At 42.9% G+C, this 16,105-nt stretch carries 13 protein-coding genes; 2 read left to right on the plus strand and 11 right to left on the minus strand.

Annotated elements, in window-relative coordinates; all coding sequences use genetic code 11:
* Nucleotides 1-97: 97 nt before the first annotated feature.
* Nucleotides 98-1,906, minus strand: a complete 1,809-nt coding sequence (gene glmS / locus EL140_RS08505; RefSeq protein WP_000334293.1) for a glutamine--fructose-6-phosphate transaminase (isomerizing) — start codon at nt 1,904-1,906, stop codon at nt 98-100.
* A 215-nt stretch (nt 1,907-2,121) separates the two neighbouring features.
* Between glmS and EL140_RS08510 the strand changes: the two genes are divergently transcribed.
* On the plus strand, nt 2,122-2,535 hold the full coding sequence (locus tag EL140_RS08510) for an EamA family transporter (RefSeq protein WP_000264208.1): 414 nt from the start codon (nt 2,122-2,124) through the stop codon (nt 2,533-2,535).
* A gap of 38 nt (nt 2,536-2,573) precedes the next feature.
* Here EL140_RS08510 and EL140_RS08515 read toward each other — a convergent pair whose 3' ends face one another.
* From EL140_RS08515 to leuS, 10 genes are all read right to left on the minus strand, one after another.
* A complete protein-coding gene (locus tag EL140_RS08515) occupies nt 2,574-3,953 on the minus strand; it encodes a glycoside hydrolase family 1 protein (RefSeq protein ID WP_000911347.1) in 1,380 nt (459 codons plus the stop codon).
* A gap of 98 nt (nt 3,954-4,051) precedes the next feature.
* A complete protein-coding gene (locus EL140_RS08520; protein ID WP_000814019.1) occupies nt 4,052-5,905 on the minus strand; it encodes a proline--tRNA ligase in 1,854 nt (617 codons plus the stop codon).
* A gap of 16 nt (nt 5,906-5,921) precedes the next feature.
* The gene (gene rseP / locus EL140_RS08525; protein ID WP_000579739.1) at nt 5,922-7,178 is read right to left on the minus strand and encodes an RIP metalloprotease RseP; all 1,257 of its coding nucleotides are present in this window, start codon (nt 7,176-7,178) and stop codon (nt 5,922-5,924) included.
* A 15-nt stretch (nt 7,179-7,193) separates the two neighbouring features.
* Entirely contained in the window at nt 7,194-7,997 is an 804-nt protein-coding gene (locus tag EL140_RS08530; protein WP_000159117.1) for a phosphatidate cytidylyltransferase, read from the minus strand.
* 8 nt (nt 7,998-8,005) lie between these two features.
* Nucleotides 8,006-8,764: an isoprenyl transferase gene (locus tag EL140_RS08535; protein WP_000466699.1), complete on the minus strand. Its 759-nt coding sequence runs from the start codon at nt 8,762-8,764 to the stop codon at nt 8,006-8,008.
* Nucleotides 8,765-8,968: 204 nt separating this feature from the next.
* Nucleotides 8,969-9,553 (minus strand): nucleotidyltransferase family protein, encoded by a 585-nt coding sequence (locus EL140_RS08540; protein WP_001098877.1) that lies wholly within the window; start codon nt 9,551-9,553, stop codon nt 8,969-8,971.
* A complete protein-coding gene (ruvB, locus tag EL140_RS08545) occupies nt 9,534-10,532 on the minus strand; it encodes a Holliday junction branch migration DNA helicase RuvB (RefSeq protein WP_000086801.1) in 999 nt (332 codons plus the stop codon). Before ruvB ends, EL140_RS08540 begins: the two co-directional genes overlap by 20 nt.
* Before the next feature lie 384 nt (nt 10,533-10,916).
* Nucleotides 10,917-11,333 (minus strand): GNAT family N-acetyltransferase, encoded by a 417-nt coding sequence (locus EL140_RS08550; protein ID WP_000628400.1) that lies wholly within the window; start codon nt 11,331-11,333, stop codon nt 10,917-10,919.
* Between the two features lie 11 nt (nt 11,334-11,344).
* A complete protein-coding gene (locus EL140_RS08555) occupies nt 11,345-12,040 on the minus strand; it encodes a GNAT family N-acetyltransferase (protein WP_001144889.1) in 696 nt (231 codons plus the stop codon).
* A 195-nt stretch (nt 12,041-12,235) separates the two neighbouring features.
* Nucleotides 12,236-14,737, minus strand: a complete 2,502-nt coding sequence (gene leuS / locus EL140_RS08560) for a leucine--tRNA ligase (protein ID WP_000011738.1) — start codon at nt 14,735-14,737, stop codon at nt 12,236-12,238.
* Between the two features lie 318 nt (nt 14,738-15,055).
* On the opposite strand from leuS, the gene EL140_RS08565 reads away from it, so the two are divergent.
* On the plus strand, nt 15,056-16,096 hold the full coding sequence (locus EL140_RS08565; protein WP_000753273.1) for an ABC transporter substrate-binding protein: 1,041 nt from the start codon (nt 15,056-15,058) through the stop codon (nt 16,094-16,096).
* Nucleotides 16,097-16,105: the final 9 nt, after the last annotated feature.

A 16,105-nucleotide genomic window follows, 5' to 3' on the forward strand; every position in this document is an offset into this window, starting at 1 on the left:
TATCTCTTTTAGTTTTAGGGTATTTTATCACTAATTAGTTTTATTTTCAATACATTTGCTCATTAGAAAAAGTCTAGATGAACTAGACTTTCTTAGCTTATTCTACTGTTACTGACTTAGCAAGGTTACGTGGTTTGTCCACATCAAGGCCACGGTGGAGTGTTGCAAAGTAAGCGACCAATTGCGTTGGTACGACCATTGAGATTGGTGAGAGGTAAGGGTGGACGGTCGTAAGGACGATATCGTCTGTCTCTTTAGCAACATTCTCTTCTGCAATAGTGAGAACCTTGGCACCACGGGCTGCGACCTCTTGGATATTTCCACGAGTATGGTTAGCAAGGACTGGATCTGACAAGAGGGCCAAGACAGGCGTTCCTTCTTCAATCAAGGCAATGGTCCCGTGCTTGAGTTCTCCTGCCGCAAAGCCTTCACACTGGATGTAAGAAATCTCTTTTAGCTTAAGACTGGCTTCCATGGCTACGTAGTAATCTTGACCACGTCCAATGTAAAAGGCGTTGCGTGTTGTTTCAAGAAGCTCATGAACTTTAGCATCAATGGTTTCTTTTTCAGAAAGAGTTGATTCGATAGACTGAGCTACGATTGACAACTCATGAACCAGGTCAAAGGCTTGCGCTTTAGCATTGCCGTTTGCTTCTCCGACTGCTTTTGCAAGGAAGGCAAGTGCTGCGATTTGTGCTGTGTAGGCCTTGGTTGAAGCCACAGCAATTTCAGGACCCGCGTGAAGCAACATAGTATGGTTGGCTTCACGTGAAAGGGTTGAACCTGGCACGTTGGTCACTGTCAAGCTCGGGATTCCCATTTCATTAGCCTTGACCAAAACCTGACGGCTATCCGCTGTTTCACCAGACTGGCTGATAAAGATGAAGAGTGGTTTTTTGCTGAGAAGTGGCATACCATAGCCCCACTCAGATGAAATTCCAAGTTCAACAGGTGTATCCGTCAACTCTTCCAGCATCTTCTTAGAAGCAAATCCTGCGTGGTAAGATGTCCCAGCTGCAAGGATGTAGATGCGATCTGCATCTTGAACAGCCTTGATGATAGCTGGATCTACAACAACTTGACCTGCCTCATCCGTGTAGGCTTGGATGAGTTTACGCATAACCGTTGGTTGCTCGTCGATTTCCTTGAGCATGTAGTAAGGATAAGTTCCCTTACCGATATCAGACAGGTCAAGTTCGGCAGTGTAGCTAGCACGCTCACGACTGTTACCATCATAGTCTTGAACTTCGACGCTGTCAGCCTTGACGATTACCAACTCTTGGTCATGAATTTCCATGTATTGGTTGGTCTCACGAATCATGGCCATAGCATCAGAGCAGACCATGTTATAGCCTTCTCCAAGACCAATCAAAAGTGGCGATTTGTTCTTAGCGACATAGATGACATCTGGATTTTCAGAGTCAATCAAGGCAAAGGCATAAGAACCACGGATGATGTGAAGGGCTTTTTTGAAGGCTTCAAGAACTGACAAACCATCTTCTTCTGCAAATTTCCCAATCAAGTGAACGGCAATTTCTGTATCGGTTTGCCCCTTAAAGTGGTGACCTGCAAGGTATTCTTCCTTGATTTCAAGGTAGTTTTCAATCACTCCATTGTGCACCAAGACAAAACGTCCCGTCTCAGAGCGGTGTGGGTGAGCATTGTCTTCCGTTGGTTTCCCGTGAGTCGCCCAACGCGTATGTCCGATACCAGTTGTTCCCTCAACACCTGCTGTCTTGGCAGACAATTCTGCGATACGACCGACAGCCTTGACTAGATGATTTTCAGCACCACCTAGGACAAAAATTCCCGCAGAATCATAGCCACGGTATTCGAGCTTTTCAAGCCCTTGAATCAAAATATCAGTTGCATTTGTGTTTCCAACAACGCCAACAATTCCACACATAGTATATACGACACAGACCAGCTGTGCTTTCTCCTTAAATTGGTATAGTCTAATTCTCGCTTTACGGAATCAGCAAAAACAGTATATACTTGTTTTTCTCACTTGTCAAGAATAAAAATTGGTATAGTTTTTCTATCTGGTATTTTATCAAGATTTCACTTGATACCTGACAAGTCGGTATCAATTACTTATAATAAGGGGAGGAGGTATTTGCCATGTGGTTTTTCTTCGCACTTTTATCAGCTATCTTTGCAGCCTTAACGTCAATTTTAGCCAAGATTGGGATTGAAGGAGTCCCATCCAATCTAGCAACCGCTATTCGTACAGTCGTCGTCATTCTTATGGCCTGGGCCATGGTTTTCTTGACCAATAGTCAGACCGAAATTGTCAACATCAGTAGAAAAAGTTGGCTCTTTCTCATCTTATCTGGCTTGGCCACTGGCGCCTCCTGGCTCTGCTACTACAAGGCCTTGCAGATGGGCAATGCGACTGAGGTATCTGCTGTCGATAAATTCAGTCTCGTCATTACCCTCGTTCTAGCCTTTTTCTTCCTACAGGATGTCCTGACGTTTAAAACAATTATTGGCTGTATCCTGATTACGATTGGGACCTTGGTGATGATATTGTAATAAAAAGTGAGATGAACACCATCTCACTCTTTTTATTCTTAAAATCCATTACGGTCGCTGAGTTCCTTGAACCAGTGGCCTGATTTCTTCAGACGGCGTTCTTGTGTTTCCAAGTCTAATTCAACCAAACCATAGCGGTTTTTATAGCTATTGAGCCATGACCAACAGTCGATAAAGGTCCAAATCAAGTAGCCCTTACAATTGGCTCCGTCTTCAATCGCACGATGGAGTTCACGAAGATGCCCTTTGACAAAGTCGATACGATAGTCGTCCTGAATCATGCCATTCACACGGAATTTATCTTCACCTTCAACACCCATGCCATTCTCTGTCAGCATCCACTCGATATTGCCATAGTTTTTCTTGATATTCTGAGCGATATCATAAATCCCCTGCTCGTAGATTTCCCAACCGCGGTGAGGATTGATTTTACGGCCCGGCATGATATAAGGCTCGTAAAAATGTTCTGGCAAGAGGGGACTGTCTGGATGTTTAGCAAAACGTGGCGCCATAACGCGCAAAGGTTGGTAGTAGTTGACTCCTAGGAAATCAACTGTATTCTCACGAATGAGTTCTAACTCTTCAACAGTGTACTCTGGCAGCAAATCATGCTCAGCTAAAATTTCCACCAATTCCTCTGGATAAGCTCCCAAGACAGACGGATCTAGGAAAGATTGAGCTTGGAAGAGGTCGGCAATGCGCGCAGCCTTGACATCCGCAGGATGCTGGCTACGTGGATAGGCTGGTGTCAAGTTAAGTACAATCCCAATCTTAGAGCCAGGCAGAATCTCATGACAGGCCTTAACCGCAAGACTACTAGCCAGTTGCGTATGATAGGCAACCTTAACCGCTGCTTTGGCATCCACCTTGTGAGGGTAATGGGCATCGTAAAAATAACCAAATTCTACAGGGACGATGGGCTCGTTAAAGGTAATCCATTGGTCCACCAAGTCACCGTAAGTCTCAAAACAAAAACGAGCATAGTCTTCATAGGCTGAGACAGTCGCCTTATTTTCCCAGCCATCCCCATCTTCTTGTAGAGCAAATGGCAGGTCAAAGTGATAGAGATTAACTAAGAGACGAATTCCCTTGGCCTTAATGGCTTCAAAGACCTGACGGTAGAAAGCCACCCCTTGCGGATTGACCTCTCCACGGCCTTGTGGGAAAATGCGAGACCACTGGATAGAAGTTCGGAAGGCTGTATGCCCAGTCTCTACCAGAAGCTCAATATCCTTTTCCCAGTTTTCATAGAAAGTCGATGTTTTGTCAGGTCCAATCCCATTGTAGTAGCGATTGGGCTCCACCTGATACCAATAATCCCAGAGATTATCTCCTTTACCATCACCAAGCACTCGTCCTTCTGTCTGTGGTCCAGAAGTGGAGGAACCCCAAACAAAATCCTTTGGAAATTTTAGCATAGCTTTACCTCTTCGTTTACTCATTTTCCCCATTATATAGAAAAAACAAGGTAAAAACTAGTTACATTTTTGCCTTGTTTTTCTTCTGATTATAGTTTTTATTTCTTACTAAGGATTTCAAGGGTTTCGAGCAAGTTGTCTACGTGAACTTCGATGGTATCACCAGTCGCTTTGATTTTGACTTCTACAATACCGTCAGCTGCTTTCTTCCCAACAGTGATACGGATTGGCAACCCAATCAAGTCGCTATCGCTAAATTTGACTCCGATACGTTCGTTACGGTCGTCTGTCAAGACTTCGTAACCAGCTCCCATCAAGCTCGCTTCAAGTTTCTCTGTCAGAGTTTGTGCTTCTTCGTCTTTGACATTGACAGTAATCAAGTGCACATCAAATGGTGCCAATTCTTTAGGGAAGTTAACTCCCCAAGCGTAACGGTATTCACCTTTAGGCGTTTTGTTGACAAAGAGGCGAGCGTGTTGTTCCATAACTGCAGAGAGAAGACGGCTAACACCGATACCGTAACATCCCATGATGATTGGCACAGCACGGCCATTTTCATCCAAAACATCTGCACCCATACTTGCTGAATAACGAGTTCCGAGCTTAAAGATGTGACCGATCTCGATACCACGGGCAAAGTTAAGAACACCTTGTCCATCTGGTGAAATTTCACCCTCACGAACTTCACGAATATCCACGTATTCTGCAGTGAAATCACGACCTGGGTTCACACCTGTCAAGTGGTAGCCATCTTCGTTAGCCCCCACAACAGCATTGCGAACATCTTGTACCTTACGATCTGCAATGATTTTCACATTTTCTGGCAAACCAACTGGACCAAGCGAACCAAAGCCAGCTGAGATAACATTTGCTACTTCTTCCTCGCTCGCAACATCAAAGAAATCTGCACCCAAGTGGTTTTTCAACTTGACTTCATTGAGTTGGTCATTTCCAACTAGAAGGGCTGCAACAAGCTCACCATCTGCCATGTAGAAGCGAGTTTTAATCGTTTGCTCTTCTGGCACGTTTAGGAAGGCTGCCACTTCATCAATTGATTTAACATCTGGTGTTGCGACACGAGTCACTTCTTCTTCCGCAACGACACGGTTGCTTGGTTTGTACTCGTTTGTTGCCATTTCTAAGTTAGCTGCATAGCTAGACTCACTTGAGTAGGCAATAGTGTCTTCACCAGAAACCATCCATTTGAGCAATTCTGCCTTGATTTCTTCTTGCACTTCTGCAGGAATCTCATCAAATGAGGCAACTGACTTGTCTAAGACAACCCAGCGGTCGAGGTCTGTACGGGCTGGTGTAATGGCCATAAACTCTTGGCTATCCTTACCACCCATGGCACCACCGTCACCGATGATAGCCTTGAAATCTAAGCCACTACGAGTGAAAATTCGTTCATAGGCCGCCTTGTACTCGTCATAAGTCACATCCAAACTATCGTAATTAGCATGGAAACTATAGCCGTCTTTCATGATAAATTCACGCGTACGGAGAAGTCCGTTACGTGGACGTTTTTCATCACGGTATTTCGGTTGGATTTGGTAAAGGTTGAGTGGCAATTGCTTGTAAGATTTCACAGAGTCACGAACAATAGCCGTAAAAGTTTCTTCGTGTGTCGGACCTAGGATAAAGTCTGACTTTTCACGATTTTTCAGTTTATAAAGGTCTTCACCATAGGTTTCGTAACGACCTGATTCGCGCCAGAGATCGGCACTGAGAAGGGCAGGAGCCAACATTTCCACCGCACCAATCTTATCAAACTCTTGGCGCATAATGTTTTTAGCCTTTTCAATCACACGGTTAGCGAGTGGCAGGTAAGAATAAACACCGGCAGAAACTTGACGAACATAACCAGCACGCAACATAAGGGCATGGCTGATAACTTGAGCATCGCTTGGCATTTCGCGAAGCGTTGGGATTAGCATTTTACTTTGTTTCATAATATTCCTCGATTATCTAAAAGAAGAGTCGCATAATGTCATTCCAGGTTACAGCTAGCATCAAGACAACCATGATAACTACACCAGCCATGGTGACATAGGTTTCAATTTCTTGTTTAAGGGGTTTCCGGCGGATAGCCTCTAGGATATTGAGCACAATCTTTCCACCATCCAAAGCCGGAATCGGAATCAAGTTAAAAATCCCGATATTGATGGAAATCACGGCTAGGAAATAGAGGACATTCTCAATTCCATTTTTAGCAGCATCGCTACTTGCCTTAAAAATAGCAACGGGACCACCGAGTTTGTTCAAATCTGGATGGAAAATCAAGTTTTTCAGAGCCGAAAGGATACGAAGTCCTGAGTCAGCTGCAGTTGTAAATCCACCAACAAACATGGATAGAAAGTCTGACTTGACTCCCGGTTGAACCCCAAGAATATAACGTCCTTGATTCTCTTCTGGAGTCACCGTGACTTGTTTTTCACTACCATTTTCGGAAATGGTCACATCTAAGGTCGGGGCTGTCTTGTCCTTGGTATCTGCTTCCACAGCCTGGATCAAGTCTTGCCAATTCTTAACCTCATGCGAGCCGACCTTAGTAATTTGGGCGGTCTCAGCTACACCTACCTTAGCCAAAGCTCCCTCTGGCATGACATGAAAGAGATTGGTCTGAGTATCTCTAACACCGCCCTGCAAAAAGATCAAGATCCAAAAAACAACAACACCTAAGATAAAGTTATTCATAGGACCTGCAAAGTTGGTGATGAGCTTGCCCCAGATAGAAGCATTTTGATACTGTACATCCAAAGGAGCGATGCGCACTTCGGTTCCGTCTTCTTCAACAACCGTTGCATCATGATCCACTGCAAAAGTCTTTTCTTCTTCCAGGACCAAACCCTTAATAAAGAGCTTGTCTTCAAAGTCAAACTGGGTTACCTGCATAGGAAGAGCCGTTTGATCCAGTTTCTTCCCTGAGAGGTTGATCCGTTTGACCTTACCATCGTCAGCAAGTGTTAAACTGACTGGAGTTCCTGTCTTGATTTCTGTCGCATCATCACCCCAGCCTGCCATACGAACATAGCCTCCTAGAGGAAGGATTCGAATGGTATAAGCCGTGCCATCCTTACCGATATGGGAAAAAATCTTGGGCCCCATACCAATGGCAAATTCACGAACTAAAATGCCTGATTTCTTGGCAAAATAAAAATGTCCAAACTCATGCACCACCACAATAATCCCAAAAACGAGGATAAAGGTTAGCAATCCAATCATTCAATATTCCTTTCTTTAAAACAGGCCAAATAAGTGCATCATTGGAAACACAATCAGCATGCTGTCAAAGCGATCCAACACACCGCCATGTCCAGGGATAAATTTCCCAGAATCCTTGACACCGAAATGGCGTTTCATGGCACTCTCAATCAAGTCACCAAACTGACCTGCCACACTGAAGAAGGCAGCAAAGAGACTCATTCTATAAATCCCATAAGGAAGAGCAACTGTACTGTCCACTAGCATGAAGATTACCGTTATCAGTACCGCACCTAGAATACCCCCGACAAATCCCTCAATACTCTTATTAGGAGAAACTCTCGGAGCCAACTTATGTTTACCAAAATTCATCCCTGTCAGGTAGGCTGCGCTATCTGTCGCCCAAACGATAAAAAGGGCCAAAAGTACCTTGTCAAAACCTGCCACCCGAGCATCTAGTAAGGCATTGAAGCCAAAACCAACATAAAAGCTCACAGCAATTGGGAAAGCGGCATCTTCAATCGTATAGTTTTTACTGAAAACGGTCGTCCCTAGCATTATGGTAATCAAAACACTGTAGGCAACTACATTCCCATCAACAGGCAAAAAAGTTAGGTAATTTTCTAAAGGGATTGTGAGAGCAAAGGTCGCAAAAAGAGTCAAAGCGCCCTCAATGGTCATAGTCTTTAACCCCTTCATATGCAAAAGTTCATGGACGCCTAGCATCGCTAACAAGCCAATCCCTATCTGCAACAAGAGGCCTCCTGCAAACAAGACTGGAAGGAAAATCGCCAGGGCCAATACCGCAAACAATGTTCTCTTTTGTAAATCCTTGGTCATATCTTCTCCTAAACTCCTCCAAAACGGCGATTGCGATGGTTAAAAGCAGCAATAGCTTCCTGCAAAGCGGCTTCATCAAAATCAGGCCACAAGGTATCCGTAAAGTAAAGCTCACTATAGGCTGCTTGCCATGGTAAGAAATTACTTAAACGCAACTCACCACTCGTACGAATAATCAAGTCCGGATCTCGCAAATCCTTTGGCAGGTGTTGCGTGAAAAGATAGTCCCCAATCATATCTTCTGTGATGTCACCAGGGTTTATTTTAGCATCTAGAACATCTTGAGCCAAGCTCTTAAGAGCTTGCGTAATTTCAGCACGACCACCATAGTTAAGCGCAAAATTGAGAATCAAGCCCGTATTGTTCTTAGTCAACTCCTCTGCTTTTTTCAAAGCTTCAAAAGTCGGCTTAGGCAGACGGTCTGTCTCCCCAATCATCTGAATCTTAACGTTATTTGCATGCAATTCAGGGACATAGTTATCATAAAACTCGACTGGCAAGTTCATGATAAACTTGACTTCTTGATCTGGGCGCGTCCAATTTTCCGTTGAAAAGGCATAAACCGTGATGACCTTAACTCCCATCTTGTTAGCTGCCTTGGTTATCTTTTGGAGGGCTTCCATCCCCGCCTTATGACCAAAAACCCGTGGTTGCATCCGTTTTTTAGCCCAACGACCGTTCCCATCCATGATGATGCCAATATGAGCAGGAACCTGTGTTGGAACCTCAACTTCTGCAGCTTTATCTTTCTTAAAAAATCCAAACATGTTCTTATTCCTATTCAAAAATCTATCGTTTCATTATACCATATTTCCCTATTTTCTTCTATTGCTAAGTTATTAGCTCTCCGTACAGAAAAAATAAGCCGCCTGATTGGGCGACTTAATTTTATAGGGAGATTATTATGAAAAAGTTTTAGGAGTTTAAGTTAAGTTTCTCTTAACTTATGAACCTAGTATACCGCCCCTAACTTAAATTTTTCTTAAGTTTTTTGAAAAAGTTAGATTTTTCCATTTTTCTTGCCAATTTTTCTTGGATAGCCGTGTTTGATGGAGTTCCATTCGGTCCTCATTCTCTAAGAAATGAGGAGTTGGGGATACCTGAAAATTCAAAACATCCTCTAAACCATAAGGCGCAAAGAGCTCTAAAGTTGCGTCGGCATGCAAGCGGAGTCCTATAGCCGTACAACGTTCTGGATACTTACTCATAGCATCACGAGAACTGGTATAGGGCGCAGTGTGAGGACTGTGCAGATGCATATAGACCTGATTTTTCAACTCCCACTGATACTGAGGAAAATCTTCTCTCAGTTTTTTCTCTAGGGATACTGTTTCCTCATAAGAAATATCTGGATCAAAGAAAATCACATCCACATCCGTCTCACTATCAAAAGGCGATTTATCAGACAAGAGATTCCAGATGAAATTCCTGACAGAACCTGCTGCCAACCACGAGTCTTTCAGATCAAGGTCACGAATGATGGTCAAAATGGTCATAATATCCAGATCTTCTCTGAAAGCATCTAGAATTTTTTGTTCATTTTTCACTGTATTCATACCCTAAATGCTCATATGCCTTAGCCGTTGCAACCCGCCCAGAACGAGTTCGCATGATGAAACCTTTCTGAATCAGGTAAGGTTCATACATATCTTCTACCGTCTCACGCTCTTCAGCAATATTAACAGAAAGGGTTCCCAGTCCTACAGGACCACCACCATACATCTCAATCATGGTGCGAAGGATTTTTTGGTCCACATAGTCCAAACCTTCACGGTCTACATCCAGCATGGTCAAAGCCTTATCCGTAATCACATCATCAATCAAGCCATCCCCCATAATCTGGGCAAAGTCGCGCACGCGCTTGAGGAGACGATTGGCGATACGAGGAGTTCCTCGACTGCGCAAGGCCAGCTCAGCAGCCGCCTCATGAGTGATTTCCATCTCAAAAATATCTGCTGTCCGCTCAACAATTTCCGTCAAATCAGCATGAGCATAGTATTCCATATGACCTGTAATCCCAAAACGTGCCCGTAGAGGATTTGAGAGCATCCCCGCACGTGTCGTTGCACCAATCAAGGTGAATGGTGGCAAGTCCAAATGAACACTGCGACTGCCTTCACCAGCACCAATCATGATATCAATGTAGAAGTCTTCCATGGCACTATAAAGCACCTCTTCCACCGACATGGGCAAGCGATGAATCTCGTCAATAAAGAGAACGTCTCCAGGCTCCAAATCATTCAAAATCGCTACCAGGTCACCCGCTTTTTCAATGACAGGACCTGACGTTTGCTTGAGATTGACTCCCAGTTCATTGGCAATAACAAAGGCCATGGTTGTTTTCCCGAGACCTGGAGGACCAAATAAAAGAACATGGTCCAGTGCCTCATCCCGCATTTTGGCAGCTTCGATAAAGATTTGCAGCTGGTCCTTGACCTTATCCTGCCCAATATATTCACGTAAATACTGAGGACGGAGGGTACGTTCTACCAACTCCTCATCCCCCATGATTTCATTATCTAAAATTCTACTCATGGCTCTATTATATCAAAAATCCAAGCCACAAACAAAAAAGCCACCTGATTGGGTGGCTTCTTTAGGGAGATTATTATGAAAAAGAAAAGTTTAGGATTTCATTAAATAAAGTTAGGAGGTCTTTATTTAATGATTATATGATACAAGATGAATCTTAAAGCTAACTTAACTTTTTCTCTGATTTATCATTTTTTTAAAAAATTCTTTTCAAATGGAATTTTCCTCTCCAAGCCACAAAAAAGCCACCTGATTGGGTGACTTCTTTAGGAGATTATGATGAAAAAGAAAAGTTTGGGATTTCATTAAATAAAGTTAGGAGGTCTTTATCTAATAACTATATAATACACGAGGAGACTTAAACTTTACTTAAGAAAAAATATTTTTTTATCTTTTTCTATCCACCCAAATCATTCCTGTACAATCATAAGTAGATAAGGTTTCAAATCCCAGAGAACGATAGAATCCCAAGGTTTTTTCTGTCTGATCGGTCACTAGTTGGACTTGATAGGCATCTTTGTAATCACCTAAAGCCTCTTTCATTAAGTCGCTACCAATCCCTTGGCGTTGATAGCTAGGCAAAACGATCAAATCCTGGACAAAAATCGATGAGAAACCATCTCCAACCAAACGGACCAAACCCACCACAGCATCTCCATCAAGTGCCAGATAAATCGCTAATGAGTGAGACAAGGCCTTCTCCAGCATCTGAGGTTGATGGGTATAATTTGTCCAACCGACAGCCTGATAGAGATGCAAAACATCCTCTAACTTGACAATTTCTTGCTTTTTAATAGTGATCATGTCAACACCTCTTAAAGTTCTCTCAAGCTCTTGTACTGTCGTCCATTTTTATCAAAATTTTCAGGAGCCAACCATGTTTCTAAACGATCTTTGACTTGAGGCCAGTCCTTATCAATCATAGACAGCCAATCCGTATCACGTGTACGTCCCTTATAAACAACTGCCTGGCGGAAGGTTCCTTCATAAACAAAGCCCAAACGCTCCGCAGCTCGTCTTGATGGCAGATTTAGAGCATCGCATTTCCACTCATAGCGACGATAGTTAAGCTCCTCAAAAACATAGCGAGCTAGGAGATATTGAGCCTCTGTCCCTATACGTGTTCCCCTTAATTCTGGAGAAAAAGTGACGGCACCCACTTCTATTACTCGGTTATTCTGGTCAATACGCATGAGAGAAAAAGTCCCCAAAGCCTTACCAGTTGCCTTGTCTATAATCGCATAGTAAAAACGGTCCTTACGAGCCAACATCTGATTTAAGACGGTAACCAGTTCCTCCATATCTGCCACCGGCTCCTGAAAGAGGTAGGTCCACATCTCCCGAGGAGTATCTGGACCATAAACAGCTAATAAATCCTCCGCATGCTTTTCCACCGAAAGAGCCTCTATCCGAGCGTAGCGCCCTTCTAAGAAATCAATGGAAGGCAATTCTCCTGGAGTATAACCTTCCATTGACTCACCAATTATCTGACCATATTCATTTACTGGCATTGTTTTCTCCTTGTTTTACTTTTCAAACTTTATAATTGCACATAGTATATCATACTTTCATGAAAAAATTCAAAAAATCCTCCAGAGTTCAGCTCTGGAGGATTCCTATCTTATTTCACAACAATATTAACCAATTTAGTTGGCTTCAATAGTCCAGTGGACTATTGAAGGTGGCAGATAGAGATAATAAACTCGTTATTTAACGACGATATTAACGAGTTTGTTAGGTACCGCAATCACTTTCACGATTTCCTTGCCGTCAATTTCTGCTCTAACTTTTTCATCAGCCAGAGCGATTTCTTGCAATTCTTCGCGTGATAGGTCTTTAGCAACCATCAATTTGGCACGGACTTTTCCTTTGATTTGAACGACGATTTCGATTTCGTCTTCAACCAATTTACTTTCGTCCCAAGTTGGCCAAGCCACGTAAGAGATGGATTCACCTGTTGCTGTAACTGTTTGCCAAAGTTCTTCTGCCAAGTGAGGTGCAAATGGGGCAATCAATTGGATAAAGCCTTTGGCGTAGTCCACATAGAGTTTGTCTTCCTTGTTAGCAGCGTTGACAAAGACCATGAGTTGGGCAATAGCTGTGTTGAATTTCATGGATTCGATTTGCTCAGTAACAGATTTAACGGTTTCATTGTAAACCTTGTCAAGAGCACCATTGTTTTCCGCAACGATTTCTTTACTTGTAATCAAACGGTAAACACGGTCGAGGAACTTACGGCTTCCTTCCAGGCCTTCTTCTGACCAAGCGATAGAAGCATCAAGTGGTCCCATGAACATTTCATAGACACGAAGGGTATCGGCACCATATTGTTCCACCACATCGTCTGGATTGACAACGTTCTTGAGTGATTTAGACATCTTGGCTGGTGCTTGCTCCAACTCTTCTCCTGTTTCCACATGGAAGAAAGAACCGTCACGTTTTTCAACCTTATCAGTCGCTACAAGAGCTCCACGGTGGTCACGGTAGCTTGTTCCCAAAATCATTCCTTGATTAAAGAGTTTTTGGAATGGTTCTTTAGTTGGAACAACACCGATATCATAGAGGAATTTATGCCAGAAACGAGCGTAAAGCAAGTGAAGTACAGCGTGCTCTGCACCACCCACGTAGATATCTACTGGCAACCATTGTTTTAGAAGGTCCTCATCAGCCAATTTCTCAGTATTGTGTGGGTCAATATAGCGGAGGTAGTACCAGCTTGAACCAGCCCATTGTGGCATAGTGTTTGTTTCACGACGACCTTTGACACCATCTTCACGAGTCACTTCAAGCCAGTCAGTCAAGTTAGCCAATGGGCTTTCCCCAGTACCTGAAGGGCGGATGTCCTTGGTTACTGGCAAGACAAGTGGCAATTCATTTTCAGGGACAGCTGTTGAAGTTCCATCTTCCCAATGAATGATTGGAATTGGCTCACCCCAGTAACGTTGACGGCTAAAGAGCCAGTCACGGAGACGGTAGGTGACTTTTTCTTGACCGTAGCCTTTTTCTTCCAACCAAGCCACAATCTTAGCAATAGCGTCTTCTTTGTTAAGGCCATCTAGGAAGTCTGAATTGACATGAAGGCCGTCTTCTGTGTAGGCAGCTTCTGCTACATTACCACCTTCAAGTACTTCTACGATTGGAAGGTCAAATTGTTTGGCAAATTCCCAGTCACGTTGGTCATGGGCAGGCACGGCCATGACAGCACCTGTTCCATAGCTTGCAAGAACATAGTCTGCAATCCAGATTGGAATTTCTTTACCATTGACAGGGTTGATGGCATAAGCGCCCGTCCAAACCCCTGTTTTTTCCTTGGCAAGATCGGTACGAGCCAAGTCAGACTTGAGACTAGCTTGGTGTTTGTAGTCAGCTACTGCCTCAGCTTGCTCTGAGCTTGTGATGGCATCTACTAGTTCATGCTCAGGAGCCAAGACTGTGAAGGTCGCACCGAAAAGAGTATCAGGACGAGTAGTAAAGACGGTGAATTCCTTGTCAGTCCCTTTCACTTTGAAAGTTACATTGGCACCAGTTGATTTCCCAATCCAGTTGCGTTGCATATCCTTGATAGACTCTGGCCAATCCAACTCATCCAAGTCATTAAGCAAGCGCTCTGCATAGGCCGTGATTTTAAGCATCCATTGGCGCATTGGTTTGCGGACAACAGGATAGCCACCACGCTCAGAAGTTCCGTCAGGAAGGACTTCTTCGTTGGCGATAGCTGTTCCCAATTCTTCTACCCAGTTTACTGGTACTTCGGCTTCATAGGCCAAGCCTTTTTCGTAAAGCTTGGTGAAGATCCACTGAGTCCATTTGTAGTAGTTTGGATCTGTTGTGTTGACTTCACGGTCCCAGTCGTAAGAGAATCCAAGCGCATTGATTTGACGTTTGAAGTTGGCAATGTTTTCTGCTGTAAATTCTGCTGGGTCATTCCCCGTATCCATAGCGTATTGCTCAGCTGGCAAACCAAAGGCATCCCAACCCATTGGGTGAAGGACATTGTAACCTTGGGCACGTTTGTAACGGCTAAGGATATCAGTCGCTGTGTAGCCTTCTGGGTGTCCTACGTGCAATCCAGCTCCTGAAGGATATGGGAACATGTCGAGAGCATAAAACTTCGGTTTTGATGCATCTGTTCCTGTCTTAAATGTATGATGTTCTGCCCAGTAGCCCTGCCACTTAGGCTCAATTTCTTTATGATTGTAAAAACTCATGGTCTCTCTCCAATTTTGTGATGTTACTATTATACCATTTTTGGGGGAATTTGAAAGACGAGAAATGTTCTTTTAGACTTGGATAACAAGAAATACTGAGTCGCAAATCCACCTTATTTAACAGGAAAAAAATTAGCTCCCACTTGGAGCTAACTTCTATTGATTATTTGTCTCTTGTAGCTACTTCCCCTAACTTCTTTAACTCATATTTCTCGTTTTAGATTTCTTTAAGGTTTTTATTATATGATGTAGAACTCTGTAATTGAAAACATTAGGTAAACAAACAGAGAATAATGTTCGTAAAAAAGGAGAAAAATTATGAAAAAAACACTATCACTTCTCTATTTCAGCTGGATATTTCTACTTTTGTCAGGATGTTCTTCAACAACAGAAGCTGAAACTAGCATTGAAAATGATACGGATAAGACTTTAGTTGTTTATTCGCCTAACCCTGAAGATCTTATTGAAGAAACAATCCCAGCCTTCGAAGAAAAATATGGCATCAAGGTTGATTTAGTCCAAGCTAGTACTGGTGAATTATTCAAGAAAGCTGAGGCTGAGAAAGAAGCTCCTGTAGCTGATGTCATTTTTGGAGGTTCCTACGCACTCTTCTCTTCTAACGAAAAACTCTTTGAGCCGTATACTTCCCAAGAAAACGACCAAATTATCCCTGAATACCAAAATAAAACCGGATTCTACACCCCTTACACACTTGACGTCAGTGTCATCATTGCCAATTCAGCTCTTACAAAAGACATTAAAATTGAAGGCTACAATGATCTACTCAATCCCAAATTAAAAGGAAAAATCGCTACTGCTGATCCAAGTAATTCTTCTAGTGCCTTTGCTCAATTAACAAACATGCTTGTGGATCAAGGGGGCTATGAAAATGAGCAAGCTTGGACATATGTGAAAAATCTATTTAGCTTAGTAGATGGGAAAATTGCTTCTAGTTCTTCAAATGTCTACAAATCAGTCGCTGACGGAGAAATGGCTGTCGGACTCACCTATGAAGATCCTGCATTGAAACTCTTAAACGATGGCGTTGATGTAAAAGTCATTTATCCAAAAGAAGGAACCGTCTTTTTGCCTGGTAACGCAGCTATTATCAAAAATGCCAAACATATGGAAAACGCTAAAAAATTTATCGATTTCCTTCTTTCTCAAGACATTCAGGATGAACTAGGAACTGAAACAACCATCAGACCTATTCGAAAAAATGCTAAAACCAATAAAAATATGAAATCAATGACAGAAATCAATATCGCTACTGAAGATTCAGATTATGTCATCCAAAATAAATCAGCTATTCTTAAAAAGTACAATGATATTTTCACTAACATTCAATCGAAACAGTAAAAGAGGGTC

Source organism: Streptococcus oralis ATCC 35037 (assembly GCF_900637025.1).
Classification (GTDB): Bacteria; Bacillota; Bacilli; order Lactobacillales; family Streptococcaceae; genus Streptococcus; species Streptococcus oralis.

What these genes read in the sequence shown, in the direction of transcription:
- ruvB (WP_000086801.1), bottom strand. Translation starts at nt 10,532, where the DNA reads ATGAGTAGAATTTTAGATAATGAAATCATGGGGGATGAGGAGTTGGTA.
- glmS (WP_000334293.1), bottom strand. Translation starts at nt 1,906, where the DNA reads ATGTGTGGAATTGTTGGCGTTGTTGGAAACACAAATGCAACTGATATT.
- EL140_RS08530 (WP_000159117.1), bottom strand. Translation starts at nt 7,997, where the DNA reads ATGACCAAGGATTTACAAAAGAGAACATTGTTTGCGGTATTGGCCCTG.
- EL140_RS08515 (WP_000911347.1), bottom strand. Translation starts at nt 3,953, where the DNA reads ATGCTAAAATTTCCAAAGGATTTTGTTTGGGGTTCCTCCACTTCTGGA.
- EL140_RS08550 (WP_000628400.1), bottom strand. Translation starts at nt 11,333, where the DNA reads ATGATCACTATTAAAAAGCAAGAAATTGTCAAGTTAGAGGATGTTTTG.
- EL140_RS08565 (WP_000753273.1), top strand. Translation starts at nt 15,056, where the DNA reads ATGAAAAAAACACTATCACTTCTCTATTTCAGCTGGATATTTCTACTT.
- rseP (WP_000579739.1), bottom strand. Translation starts at nt 7,178, where the DNA reads ATGATTGGATTGCTAACCTTTATCCTCGTTTTTGGGATTATTGTGGTG.
- EL140_RS08520 (WP_000814019.1), bottom strand. Translation starts at nt 5,905, where the DNA reads ATGAAACAAAGTAAAATGCTAATCCCAACGCTTCGCGAAATGCCAAGC.
- EL140_RS08540 (WP_001098877.1), bottom strand. Translation starts at nt 9,553, where the DNA reads ATGAATACAGTGAAAAATGAACAAAAAATTCTAGATGCTTTCAGAGAA.
- EL140_RS08535 (WP_000466699.1), bottom strand. Translation starts at nt 8,764, where the DNA reads ATGTTTGGATTTTTTAAGAAAGATAAAGCTGCAGAAGTTGAGGTTCCA.
- EL140_RS08555 (WP_001144889.1), bottom strand. Translation starts at nt 12,040, where the DNA reads ATGCCAGTAAATGAATATGGTCAGATAATTGGTGAGTCAATGGAAGGT.
- leuS (WP_000011738.1), bottom strand. Translation starts at nt 14,737, where the DNA reads ATGAGTTTTTACAATCATAAAGAAATTGAGCCTAAGTGGCAGGGCTAC.
- EL140_RS08510 (WP_000264208.1), top strand. Translation starts at nt 2,122, where the DNA reads ATGTGGTTTTTCTTCGCACTTTTATCAGCTATCTTTGCAGCCTTAACG.